The sequence below is a fragment of the Candidatus Limnocylindria bacterium genome (assembly GCA_036523395.1).
Taxonomy (GTDB): Bacteria; Chloroflexota; Limnocylindria; order P2-11E; family P2-11E; genus CF-39.
Window position 1 is genome coordinate 1 of sequence record DATDEH010000090.1, and the last position, 11,638, is coordinate 11,638.

13 protein-coding genes are annotated in these 11,638 nt (G+C 67.2%); 4 read left to right on the plus strand and 9 right to left on the minus strand.

The window, feature by feature from the left end:
* Window positions 1–228: 228 nt before the first annotated feature.
* Together VI056_11760 and VI056_11765 are read right to left on the minus strand one after the other, a co-directional pair.
* Window positions 229–834, minus strand: a complete 606-nt coding sequence (locus tag VI056_11760) for a hypothetical protein (GenBank protein HEY6203702.1) — start codon at window positions 832–834, stop codon at window positions 229–231.
* Between the two features lie 15 nt (window positions 835–849).
* On the minus strand, window positions 850–1,284 hold the full coding sequence (locus VI056_11765) for a hypothetical protein (protein HEY6203703.1): 435 nt from the start codon (window positions 1,282–1,284) through the stop codon (window positions 850–852).
* 212 nt (window positions 1,285–1,496) lie between these two features.
* Between VI056_11765 and VI056_11770 the strand changes: the two genes are divergently transcribed.
* Together VI056_11770 and VI056_11775 are read left to right on the plus strand one after the other, a co-directional pair.
* Window positions 1,497–2,288, plus strand: coding sequence for a hypothetical protein (locus VI056_11770; GenBank protein HEY6203704.1), 792 nt, complete (start codon window positions 1,497–1,499; stop codon window positions 2,286–2,288).
* Window positions 2,288–2,512, plus strand: a complete 225-nt coding sequence (locus tag VI056_11775) for an SHOCT domain-containing protein (protein HEY6203705.1) — start codon at window positions 2,288–2,290, stop codon at window positions 2,510–2,512. Before VI056_11770 ends, VI056_11775 begins: the two co-directional genes overlap by 1 nt.
* 54 nt (window positions 2,513–2,566) lie before the next feature.
* On the opposite strand, the gene VI056_11780 is transcribed toward VI056_11775, so the two are convergent.
* A complete protein-coding gene (locus VI056_11780) occupies window positions 2,567–3,676 on the minus strand; it encodes an acetate/propionate family kinase (protein HEY6203706.1) in 1,110 nt (369 codons plus the stop codon).
* A 38-nt stretch (window positions 3,677–3,714) separates the two neighbouring features.
* Here VI056_11780 and VI056_11785 point away from each other — a divergent pair, with 38 nt between their 5' ends.
* Entirely contained in the window at window positions 3,715–6,120 is a 2,406-nt protein-coding gene (locus VI056_11785) for a phosphoketolase family protein (protein HEY6203707.1), read from the plus strand.
* A 78-nt stretch (window positions 6,121–6,198) separates the two neighbouring features.
* On the opposite strand, the gene VI056_11790 is transcribed toward VI056_11785, so the two are convergent.
* Together VI056_11790 and VI056_11795 are read right to left on the minus strand one after the other, a co-directional pair.
* Window positions 6,199–7,167 (minus strand): plastocyanin/azurin family copper-binding protein, encoded by a 969-nt coding sequence (locus tag VI056_11790; GenBank protein ID HEY6203708.1) that lies wholly within the window; start codon window positions 7,165–7,167, stop codon window positions 6,199–6,201.
* A 13-nt stretch (window positions 7,168–7,180) separates the two neighbouring features.
* Window positions 7,181–7,597, minus strand: coding sequence for a hypothetical protein (locus VI056_11795; GenBank protein HEY6203709.1), 417 nt, complete (start codon window positions 7,595–7,597; stop codon window positions 7,181–7,183).
* On the opposite strand from VI056_11795, the gene VI056_11800 reads away from it, so the two are divergent.
* On the plus strand, window positions 7,587–7,955 hold the full coding sequence (locus VI056_11800) for a hypothetical protein (GenBank protein ID HEY6203710.1): 369 nt from the start codon (window positions 7,587–7,589) through the stop codon (window positions 7,953–7,955). The genes VI056_11795 and VI056_11800 overlap by 11 nt on opposite strands.
* A gap of 199 nt (window positions 7,956–8,154) precedes the next feature.
* On the opposite strand, the gene VI056_11805 is transcribed toward VI056_11800, so the two are convergent.
* The 4 genes from VI056_11805 to VI056_11820 form a co-directional block, all read right to left on the minus strand.
* A complete protein-coding gene (locus VI056_11805) occupies window positions 8,155–8,832 on the minus strand; it encodes a response regulator transcription factor (GenBank protein HEY6203711.1) in 678 nt (225 codons plus the stop codon).
* An 11-nt stretch (window positions 8,833–8,843) separates the two neighbouring features.
* The gene (locus VI056_11810; protein ID HEY6203712.1) at window positions 8,844–11,045 is read right to left on the minus strand and encodes an ATP-binding protein; all 2,202 of its coding nucleotides are present in this window, start codon (window positions 11,043–11,045) and stop codon (window positions 8,844–8,846) included.
* Between the two features lie 199 nt (window positions 11,046–11,244).
* Entirely contained in the window at window positions 11,245–11,478 is a 234-nt protein-coding gene (locus tag VI056_11815; GenBank protein HEY6203713.1) for a hypothetical protein, read from the minus strand.
* Window positions 11,471–11,602, minus strand: coding sequence for a hypothetical protein (locus VI056_11820; protein HEY6203714.1), 132 nt, complete (start codon window positions 11,600–11,602; stop codon window positions 11,471–11,473). Before VI056_11820 ends, VI056_11815 begins: the two co-directional genes overlap by 8 nt.
* Window positions 11,603–11,638: the final 36 nt, after the last annotated feature.

Consider the following 11,638-nt stretch of genomic DNA (forward strand, 5'->3'; position numbering starts at 1 on the left):
TCGACGCCGACGGGAACGACGCCGAGGCACATGAGCACCGCGGGGAACGGCCCGCGGCCAGGCGGCCGGTAGAGCTCCGCCTGGGCCATCCCGTCCCGCGTGTTGTAACTGACGTTCTCGATCACGGGTGCTCGAGTCAACGCGTCGAGGGGCGTCGAAGGAAGCATCGGAAGCAGCCTCAACACGAATCCGAGCGCGCGGCCGTGTGCGCGCGCGGCAAGGCGTAGTTCAGCCAAGAAAGAACTCCCACAAGGACGCGACGAGGAACAGCGGAGTGATGACGAGGTACGCGACCGCGACATCGCGCGGGCGATCCTTCGGCAGGCCCAGCCACGTGTCACCTTGTGCCTTTCGGACAGCCCGCCATGCGCCGACGCCGAGATACACGCCCATACCGCCCACGATGGAATACGGGATGAGCTGGAGCAGCAACGTAACGAGGTAGTACGCCGCGCTGCCGGGATCATCGAGACGGCTCTGATGGCGCGCGTCCACCGAAACGATGCCTCCGACCCACCCGCGGTAAGCGACGATCGGGTACGAGCCAACTACCGTGATCCCGGTCACCGTGCCGGTGCCGCCGCCGAGAACGAGATTCGACGCGAAGTCCAGCAGAGCCGCCCGCAGGTGGTCGCCGCCGCGGTGCGCCACGAGGATCTCGCTTGTCTGCGCGGCACCGACGATCGCGTCGCGGCGCTCGAGCGCAAAGCTGTTCCCCGTGCTCACCATCACGATGCCCGCAACGAGCGACAACAGGTATGTCGCGGCGACCGTGAGGATGGCCACCCGGCCACGACGGATCGCGGCGAGGGAGGCGCTGAGCAGTGAGCGCATCCCTCCGCTCGCGACTTAAGAGCGCACCACGGCCTCCGCGGGCCAGCGCAGCAACAGCAGGCTGACGAGCACCGTAGCGTTCACCACGAGAGCGGCCAGTGTGTTGAAGGGCGGCCACGTCCCGAAGAACAGCGTGATGCCGACCAGCGAGACGACCGCTGCGGCGATCGCGAGCGGCCGCCAGGCCTCTCCGGGCAGAACGATGCCCCAGAACGACAGCGCCGCGGCGACAAAGCCGACCATCGAAATGACCCAGAACCCGCTCGCGACGGCCGTGCTGGTGGCGATCGGCAGCGCTGGCATCAGCCACGACCGAGCCGCCTGCCATCCTCCCGTCGGATCGCTGGGCCGCAGCGCGATCCACGCGAGCGCGCCGAGCGCGCCGCCGTGGCCAAGCCCATGGATCATGAGCGCGCCAAAGATCAAGCCTCGCGCGGTGTCAGCAGACATCTAGCCCACCTCGTTCCAACACTTTGTTCCATCAGGAGCGTGGGCTCTCACCGCGTGCCCTCGATAGGGTCGGCCAGATCGTCCTTCTGTCAGGTATGGCCTTACGCGCGCGTGGCGCCCAGCCCCTGCCGAAGAAGGTCCGATCAACCCTAGTGCGGATCGCCGTCGCAGTGGACTCTTCTGGAGCGAACGACATGCAGGAGGCATGAGTGATGACCACGGTCGTCGCGGCTGCCGCGGTCCGCGCCAAAGACATACCCACCGCGCCGACGCGCGACCAGAGTGACGAGTCCGCGTGGAGGACCCTCTATCGGGTCGGCGGACTCGCTGCGCTCGGTGTCGTCGCCCTCGTGCCGATACAAATGATGGTCTTCGTCGTGTGGCCTCCGCCGACGACCGTTCTGGGATGGTTCAGCCGGTTCCAGGACAACGGCCTCATCGGCCTCCTCGACATGGATCTCCTGATGCTCGCGGACTACATCTTGTTCGCGCTGTTGTTCCTCGCGCTATTCGTGACGCTCCGGCGCACAAGTGCATCGATCGCGGCCATCTCCGTGGCGCTCGAGCTCGTCGCGATCGCGACCTATTTCGCTTCGACCACCGCGTTCGAGATGCTCTCGGCGAGCGGCCAGTACGCTGCTGCGAGCACTGACACCGAGAGAACGATCGCGCTCGCGGTAGGACAGGTGCTGCTTCTGACCTGGCAGGGCACCGCGTTCAGCGCGAGCTACGTTATCGCCGGCATGGCGCAGCTTCTCATCGCGATCGCCATGCTCCGGGGTGGCCCATTCGGGAGGATCACCGCGTACGCGGGAATCCTCGCGGGCGTACTGACGCTGGTGCCACCGACCATCGGCACGCCGGGACTCATCCTGTCACTCGTATCGCTGTTGCCGATGTGGGCCTTCCTGATCCTGGCCGGGCGCAGGCTCCTGCTGCTGTCGTCAGATGGCAAGGAGCGTGGCGCGGCCACAGAAGAATTGAAGTTAGGAGGTGATTCTTGATGATGTTCCCCGGTACCGTCGACTACGGATACATGGCCTGGATGATGTTCGGCTCAGTCGTCCTGTGGGTCGCCCTGATCGCTTTTGTGGCGTTCGTCTTCGTCAAGCTCATGGCGGGTCGTGAAGGCGACGACGCCGTCGAGATGCTGAAGCAGCGACTCGCACGCGGCGAGATCAACGCAGAGGAATTCCAGTCGCGTCGCGCCCTTCTTATCGGTCGCTAGTCACGCCGCCGGGCCGCATCACGCTGCCTGCACCTGGCCTTAGACCGGCGACGCTCAGCGCGCCGCCGTAAGGGCGCGCAGCTCCCGCGCGATGACCGCATCCTCGCGAGCGAAGACGACAAGCACGGCGACCGGTCCGACGACGAGCGCACGATCCGCCCGCACCGACAGCTCATCGACCGGCGGCACGCCGATCGCCGCGAGGCGGCGCACGATGCCGGCGCGCACGCTGGCCGCGTTCTCGCCGATGCCGCCGGTGAACACGACCGCGTCGAGGCGGGGGAGCGCGGTCGCGGCGGCGGCGATGGCTCCAGCGGCCGACCGCTCGAACACCGCGATCGCGAGAGCCGCACGTTCGTCGGTCGGCGCGAGTGTGAGGAGCTCGCGCATGTCTGCCGTCCGGCCGGAGAGCGCGAGCAGACCGGAGCGATGCTCTAGCGCGTCCTCGAGCGCTTGGGGATCGAGCCCGTGGTCCCGCTGCGCGGCGAGCAGCACGCCCGGGTCGACCGATCCCGCGCGCGTCCCCATCACGAGTCCCTCGAGCGGCGTCATGCCCATCGAGGTGCTCACCGCGCGCCCGCGCCACACCGCGCTCACGGAGCAGCCCGCACCGAGGTGCGCGACGACGACGCCGACGTCCTCGCGTCCGAGCAGCACGCCCGCACGCTCGACGGACCATGTGACGGAAAGGCCGTGGAATCCATAACGGCGGTATCCCCAGTCCGCGTACCACTCATAGGGGAGGGCATATACGTATGCCTCGGCGGGTAAGGTCGCGTGGAAAGCTGAGTCGAACGCAGCGCCGTGCGGCACGCCTGGCAGCGCGGCGCGGGCCGCGGCGATGACCTCGGCGGCGACGGGGTTGTGGAGTGGCGCGAGCCACGCAAGCTCCCGGATGCGCTGGAGCACGGCGTCGTCGACCAACGTCGTTCGGGTGAAAAGCGATCCACCGTGCACCACGCGATGCCCGACGGCGCCGATCGCGGACAGGTCGATCCCTGCGGCCACGATCGACTGCGATGCGCGACGGAGCGCGTCTGGGGCATCGCCAACGTTTCGCATCGGGACGGTGGTGCTCGCCTCCGCGTCGTCTGAGCCGGCAGCGAGCACACTTGCCTTGAGCGTCGACGATCCGGCATTCAGCACGAGCACGCGTTCGCGCACCCGGCGAGCCTAGGCCGCGACGCCCTGAGATGCAGCGCATGACCAGGAGGCAAGAGGTGGCAACGAGGACAAAGTCGGTCGCGGCGGGCCCGCTCTCCGCGGACGAACTCCGTCGCATCGACGCGTACTGGCGCGCCGCGAATTACCTCGCTGTCGGGCAGATCTATCTTCTCGACAATCCGCTCCTGCGCGAGCCACTCCGGCCGGAGCACGTCAAGCCGCGCCTTCTCGGCCACTGGGGCACGACCCCGGGTCTGAACTTCATCTACGCGCATATGAATCGCGCGATCCGGACGTGGGACATCGAGGCGATCTTCATCACGGGCCCTGGACATGGCGGACCGGCTGTTCTGGCGAATGTGTACCTCGAGGGCACCTACAGCGAGACCTATCCCGATGTTTCGCGCGATACCGCGGGCCTGACGAAGCTGTTCCGGCAGTTCTCGTTCCCCGGTGGTGTGCCGAGCCACGTGTCGGCTGAGATCCCCGGGTCGATCCACGAGGGTGGCGAGCTTGGATACTCGCTCGCGCACGCATACGGCGCCGCGCTGGACGATCCGTCGCTGCTCGTGTGCTGCGTGATCGGCGATGGCGAGGCGGAGACAGGGGCCCTCGCGGCATCGTGGCACTCGAACAAGTTCCTCGATCCGGTCCACGACGGCGCCGTGCTGTCGATCCTCCACCTGAACGGCTACAAGATCGCCAACCCGACCGTCCTCGCGCGCATGCCCGAGCGCGAGCTGCGCGCGCTTCTCGAGGGATACGGGCACGTCCCGATCTTCGTTGAGGGCGATGACCCGAAGGCGATGCATCAGCAGATGGCCGCGGCGCTCGATCGCGCCGTGAAGGACATCCGTCGGATCAAGGACGACGCCCGCGCGGCCAGACACGCGCGCCGGCAGCCATCGCCGATGATCGTGCTCCGCACGCCGAAGGGCTGGACCGGGCCGAAGACGGTCGACGGCAAGCCGGTCGAGGGCACGTGGCGTTCGCACCAGGTGCCGGTCGACGCGGCTCGGACGAATGGTGAACACCGGGCCATCCTCGAGCGATGGATGCGCTCGTACCGTCCCGAACAACTCTTTGACGAGAACGGCCGACTCGCGGCCGAGCTCGCAGCGCTGCCGCCGTCGGGCGAGCGACGGATGAGCGCGAACCCGCGCGCGAACGGCGGTGTGCGACTGCGGGATCTGGATCTGCCGGATTTCCGGAACTACGCGGTCGCCGTGCCCGCGCCAGGGGCGACGTCCGCGGAGCCCACGCGTGTCCTCGGAACGTTCCTGCGCGACGTGATCGTGCGCAACCAGGATCGCTTTCGGCTCCTCGGTCCCGACGAGACCACATCGAATCGCCTCGGTGCGGTCTTCGAGGTGACCGAGCGCGTCTTCAGGGATGAGATCCTTCCGACGGACGAGCACATCGCACCGCATGGGCGCGTCATGGAGGTGCTGTCGGAGCAGATGATCGAAGGCTGGCTCGAGGGCTATCTCCTCACCGGCCGCCACGGTCTCTTCAACTGCTACGAGGCTTTCATCCACATCGTCGACTCGATGTTCAACCAGCACGCGAAGTGGCTGAAGGTCACGCGCGCGCTGCCGTGGCGCCGGCCGATCGCTTCGCTGAACTACCTTCTCTCGTCGCACGTGTGGCGACAGGACCACAACGGCTTCTCGCACCAGGACCCTGGCTTCATCGACCACGTGGTCAACAAGAAGGCCGAGGTCATCCGCGTGTACCTGCCGCCCGACGCCAACACCCTCCTATCAGTGACCGATCACTGCCTGCGGAGCCGCAATTACGTCAATGTGATCGTGGCGGGGAAGCAGCTGGAGCAGAACTGGCTGTCGATGGACGACGCGGTGGAGCACTGCGCGCGAGGCATCGGCATCTGGGACTGGGCGAGCAGCGAAGACGGCGGCGAGCCGGACGTGGTGCTCGCGTGCTGCGGCGACGTGCCGACGCTCGAGACGCTCGCGGCCGCCGATCTGCTCCGGCAACACCTCCCCGACCTGCGCGTGCGCGTCGTGAACGTCGTCGACCTCATGCGCCTGCAGCAGGACACCGAGCATCCACACGGTCTACCCGACGTCGAGTTCGACGCGATGTTCACGACGGACAAGCCGGTGATCTTCGCGTATCACGGGTACCCATGGCTCATCCATCGTCTCGCGTACCGTCGGAGGAACCATCCGAACCTGCACGTGCGCGGGTATAAGGAGGAAGGCACGACGACGACGCCATTCGACATGGTCATGCTCAACGATCTTGACCGCTTCCACCTTGTCATGGACGTCATCGATCGCGTGTCGGGTCTCCGCGAGCGCTTCGAGGCCGTGCGTCAGCTGATGCAGGAGAGGCGGGTCGCATGCCGCGCGTACACGCGCGAGCACGGCGAGGATGCGCCGGAGATCACACAGTGGGCGTGGCCGACGAAGAGCAAGTGAGCTGGTGATCGACCCGTGACGCATGACCGCGCGCGAGTCCTTCCGGGCTCGCGCGCGGGTGGTCTGAGAGAACCCGATTTAGTAGCGGAGCCCGCCGCCCGCGCTGACCGCGCGTGGGAGGATCCCTGCTTCGATCGCGTCGCGGTCGGCATCCGTCACCAGGATGCCGGGAGCGGTGAGGAGGGCCTTGACGTTGACCAATGCATCCCTGGCCTCGAGGTCCCCGACGCCGTGGGCGGCCAGCGCGGCGTCGATCGCGGCGGCGACCGCCCTCGGCAGCGTCGGCAAGACCGTGAATGAGACGTGCATGCCCGCGGCGTAGTGGCCCGGCTGGTTGCAGATGAGGACGTACTTCCCGGGATCGAGCGTGGCCGTGAACGTCTTTGTCGTGCCCGGTTCGATATCCTCGGCCTCCCCGACGTTCTCGGTCTCCTGGGCCTTGCTCGGATCGTCGGCACGCGCCGGGATCGCGCCCTCGGCGAGATCCGTCTTGAGCACGGCGAGCTCGTGCAGCGCCGTGCCGGCATTCGTCACGGTGAACGTGACCGGTCCAGCGATGGCGAACTTCTGAGTAAGCCCGATCGACATCTCCTTCTCGGTCACGCCGACCGATCCGCTGACGGTCAGGGCGGCGTGCATGCCCGCGCCGTGGTGGCCAGGCTTGTTGCAGACGAGAAGGTATTTGCCGGGACCGAGGGTCAACGACAGACTAAGCTTCGCTCCGGGCGGCACGGGATCGATCTCTCCGGCGTTCCCGACCTCGGCGGCCTTGCCGGCCTCTTCCTCGTTATCCGGGAGTGCGCCTTCGGCGATGTCCGTCTTCAGGACGACGAGCTCGTGCTCGGCCGCGCCGGTGTTCGTGATGTCGAAGATCACCGGGCCCGCCGGGATGGTCGCCACGCTGAGAGTGATCGACATCTCTTTGAGCGTGACGCTCACGTGGGTTGCGGTGGCCGCGCTGGTCTCTGCGGCCGCCGGTGACGCGGTCCACGCAGCCCCAGCAAGCGCGAGGGTCGCCGCGGTCGCGAAGGTCAAGAAGCGTTTCATCGCAGGCTCCTCCTCAATTGATCGTGAATCCGACGTGCATGCCGATGAGGTAGTGCGCTACCTGGTTGCAGAGCAGGACGTATTTGCCGGCCCCCAGAGTCAACGTGAGCGTCGCGGTCCCGCCCGGATTGATGACCTGGGTCTGCGTGACAAATCCCGGCTGTGCGACCATTCCCGGCTTCGACGGGTCCGCCGGTATCTGGTTCTGTGGGACGTCGGTCTTGAGCACCACGAGCTGGTGGATCACCGTTCCAACGTTCTTGACCGCGAACGTCACGGTGCCCGCCTGCGCGGATGAGCGATCGAGCTTGATGGCGATGTCGCTGAGCGCCACGGCGACCGGTCCGGACTGTGGCTGCGACGTCGGAGCGAGCGTGACGACCGGCGGCGCCGTGGGCGCCGAGGTGGCCGACGCCGGGGTGGCCGACACGACAGCGACCTCGGTCGCCGTCGGTGACGCCGCGTGGTCGTGGGTCGGAGTGGCGATCGAGGTGGGGGCGGAGCTGGCGGTGGCAAGCGGGCTGGCCTCTGCCGGTGGTGCTGGTGCGGTGGCGTTGGTCACCACCGCGGCTGTGGGTGCGTTGTTGGCTGACGAGGTCGTTGTCTTTGCGGCTGCGCCGCCGGAGCAGGCCGCGACGAGCAGCCCGAAAAGGGCTGCCACGATGCCTGCGTTCATCGGTGTGCGGGTCTTCTTGATCATCATTTCTCTCAGACCTCCGCTTGAGACGCTACCGACGCCGTCTGACGAACCCCTGTTCCCGCCCGCACGAAATCTGACGATCGTCTGACAGATCAGCCGCCGCAGCTCGCCCTGGAAACGGTCTTATTCCGGCGGATACGGGCGAGGCGCCGACTCGCGTCGGCGCCTCGCGCACGCCCCGAGTACGAGCATCGGAAATCGCGGCGAACGGGAGGGACCGGCGGCCGGCTGACCCGCGAGGACGGAACCTGACAGTCGTCTGACGGAATCGGAGCGGGCTGGGGTGATCAGGGCTTCGCGAACAAGTACCCCACACCACGCTTTGTCAGGATGTACCGCGGCGAGGCCGGGTCGTTCTCGATCTTGCGCCGAAGCCGGCGGATCGCTGTCTGCAGCAGCTCCGTCGCTCCGGAGTAACCGGGCCCCCAAACGTGTCGCAGCAGCTCATCCTGGACGATGACGCGACCTGCGTTCGCCACGAGCTGCTCGAGTAGGCGGTACTCCCCCGGGCTGAGCTCGACCTCTCGCCCGAGCAGCGTGACCCTGTGCTGATCGAGGTCGATGTGAAGATCCCCTGCGTCGAATGTCGGACTGAGACTCGCGCCGGGAGCGGCCTCCGTGCGGCGGAGGACGGCCTCGACGCGGGCGAGGAGCTCGTTCGCGCTGAACGGCTTGGTGATGTAGTCGTCGGCCCCGAGCTTCAGGCCACGGACCTTCTGTTCCTCCTCGGCGCGAGCGGTCAGCATGATGATGGGCACCGTCGACTGCTCGCGGATGCGCCGACACACTTCATACCCGTCCATGTCGGGCAGCTTCAGGTCCAGTACGACGAGGTCCAGCTCCTCGCGCTCCACCGCGTTCAGAGCGCTCAGGCCGTCGACGGCCTGAAGCACGCGGTAGCCGCGGCGCGAGAGGTTCATCTCCAGCAGCTCGCGGTACCTCCGCTCGTCATCGACGACCAGCACCGTCGTCGTTTTCAGTTCGATGCCCCGACCGTCTGGGCCATGGCGACCGGTACGGTGAAGCGGATCGCGGTCCCCGGCTGGCGACCCAGACGCCATTCCACCGGCGGGCTCTCCGCCCAGATCCGGCCTCCATGAGCCTGCACGATGCCTCTGCAGATCGCGAGGCCGATCCCAGTGCCGGCGATGCCTCGAGCTCGTGCGACCTGTCCACGATGGAACCGCTCGAAAACACTTTCCAGCTCCTCGGCCTTGATCCCGAGGCCCTCGTCGAGCACGCTCACGACGATCTCTTTTCCGTGGGCCGTGGCACGCACGGCGATATTGCCGCCCTCCGGCGAGTACTTGATCGCGTTGTCCAGCAGGTTGTACAAGACCTGCTCGACGCGACGAGCGTCCGCCCAGATGGGAGGCAGCGTCGAAGGCACGGCCACCACGAAGCGATGGTCCGTCCCGCGTAGCTGGATGCGCTCGACCGCGGCATGCACGAGCGGTCCCAGCCGGATCGGGACCGGAGACACGCTGAGCGAGCCCGCGCCGATCTTCGTCATGTCCAGCAAGTTGTCGACGAGCTCCTTGAGCTCGTTGCTCGCGTCGGCGATCACCTCGATGCAGTGCCGCATGGCGACAGTGTCCTTCGGAGCATCGGGCAGCAGGAGGGTCGTGGCGTAGCCCATGATGAAACCCAGCGGCGTGCGCAGCTCATGCGAGACGGTGGACAGGAACTCTTCCTTGAGGCGGTCCACCTCCGCCTCTGCGGAGATGTCGCGCAGCACGTGGACGATGCCGGCGACCCGGCCCGTCTGATCGCGGATGGCCGAGCGCGTGATGGCCACGTTCGCCTCGCCGCCGCCCTGCCGGCGCAGGATGGTCTTGCTCACGCCCAGATCGGGCTGCGCAGACAGCAGCGGACAATCGCGCCGGCAATCGTCGAGCGCCGCGTCGTTCGGGCAGATCACCTCACAACACGGTCGGCCGAGGACGTCCTCGACGTTCCAGCCGGTCAGTGCCGAGGCCGACGGATTGAACGCGGTGATCCGCAGATCCGGGTCGGTCGTTACGACAGCGTCGGCCATGGATGACACGATGCCTTCGTATCGGCTCTTCTCCAGAGCCAGGTCCGACAGCGCGCCCTGGAGCTCGCGACGCATGTCGTCGAAGGCCTCGGCCAGCACGCGCACCTCGCCCTCCCCGTCGCGCGGGACCGGCGTCGAGAGGTCGCCGGCGGCGATCTGGCGGCTGGCGGCCGCGAGCGCAAGGATCGGGCGGGCAACGCTCCGCGTCGTGAGCCAAACGAGGACCAGCGCCAACCCGAGCGACAGCGTTCCGAAGAGGATGATCTGCTGTTGCCAGCGGCTCGCGTCCGCCGACAGCTCCGCGTCCGACCCGCCGATCGCGAGCCCCCACGGGACGCTCCGCAGTGGCACGAAGGCCATGTCGTGGCGCTGGCCCTGGTCCGCGGGATCGACCGGTCCCACGGGCGCGGTCAATCCAACAGCACTCGCGTGCCCGGCGAGAAGTGGTTCGTAGAAGTCGGGATGCTCGCCCGGGCCCAGTGCGTGCCCGGCCTCCGACGACGCGACCACGCGATCGTATTGATCGATGAGCTCGGCGTGTCCGGTGTGGGCGAGACCACGCGCGCTCGCCACGAGATCGTGGATCGGGCCTTGATCGGGCCGCATCACCAGACCGAGGACTCCGATCGCCTGGCCATCGATCCCAATGACAGGCACGGCAAGAAATGCCGCGACCCGATGCTCGAGAGTGTGGACCCCCGATGCGTACCGCGTCCGCGTGGCCAGCGGCGCGAGCAGCGACGGCTGAGAACCGACGTAGTCGGCCCGCAGGCCCGGATCCATGGCCGTAGACCAGGTGATGGCCCCGTTCCCACCAAGGAAAACGACCCCGCCGACACGTGAGTCTTCTAGGCCGAACGCATCGTCCAGTACCTGCCTTTGCCGCGTCGGGTCCCCGGACGCTTGGCCGACCAGCATCGCAACGCGCTCGAGTCGACCGAACCGCAGCTCGATGTCGGAGTCGATGAAGCTCGCGGTGGACGTTGCCACGCTGAGCCACTGCCCGATGGTGCGCTGCTTGCCATCGTCGGCGATCGCGGACCCAAGCATGCCGAACAACGAGAAGATGCCGATGAGGCCGAGGACGACGAATGTGCCGATCTGCCAGCGCAGGGGAAGGCCGGAGGCGCGTTGACCCAAGGCTCTGATCGCTCGTCCTGCACGTCCGAGGCGGGCCCGTTTGTCGACGCCCCACACCCGGGCTTGAAGACCGTTCATCTGATCTGCCTCACGCTGTTGTGCTCTGTTTGCCCCTCACGCGCATGGGCCGTTCGGCTCAACTGACCCTTGAAACCCGCCCGCGCGATCGAGCCGTTCGTCACATTGGAGCCTCGGCGCCTTAGACCGCCCGCATCCTCCGGTGGTGCTGGTACAACCACTCCAGGTAACTCCGGTCCACGTCGCGAATCCCCGCAGGCTCGATGCGCTCGCACACGATGTACGGTGGCGAGACCCTGTCGTTCAGCTCTTTCAGCGATGGGCAGCCGAAGCATTCGTCGATGTCGAGGTCGGCGCGGCGCATCGTGCAGTACACGTGGCCCCCCGCCAAGTAGGAGCGGTGGGTGTCAGTCACCGGATCGCGGTTCGGCGCGGTGCCGCGGCAGGCGTGGCGTGAGGACCGCAAGGAGATAGACGGCCGCTACGAGCGCAACGAGCGTCACGACGGCCCAGACGCCGAGTGCGACCTCGAAGGTCATCCGGCGATGCTGGTGCGGGCGAGATCGCTCCGTGAA

Coding starts and splice junctions, on each gene's coding strand:
- VI056_11775 (HEY6203705.1), top strand. CDS start 2,288: ATGATGTTCCCCGGTACCGTCGACTACGGATACATGGCCTGGATGATG.
- VI056_11790 (HEY6203708.1), bottom strand. CDS start 7,167: ATGAAACGCTTCTTGACCTTCGCGACCGCGGCGACCCTCGCGCTTGCT.
- VI056_11785 (HEY6203707.1), top strand. CDS start 3,715: ATGACCAGGAGGCAAGAGGTGGCAACGAGGACAAAGTCGGTCGCGGCG.
- VI056_11820 (HEY6203714.1), bottom strand. CDS start 11,602: ATGACCTTCGAGGTCGCACTCGGCGTCTGGGCCGTCGTGACGCTCGTT.
- VI056_11770 (HEY6203704.1), top strand. CDS start 1,497: ATGACCACGGTCGTCGCGGCTGCCGCGGTCCGCGCCAAAGACATACCC.
- VI056_11765 (HEY6203703.1), bottom strand. CDS start 1,284: ATGTCTGCTGACACCGCGCGAGGCTTGATCTTTGGCGCGCTCATGATC.
- VI056_11760 (HEY6203702.1), bottom strand. CDS start 834: ATGCGCTCACTGCTCAGCGCCTCCCTCGCCGCGATCCGTCGTGGCCGG.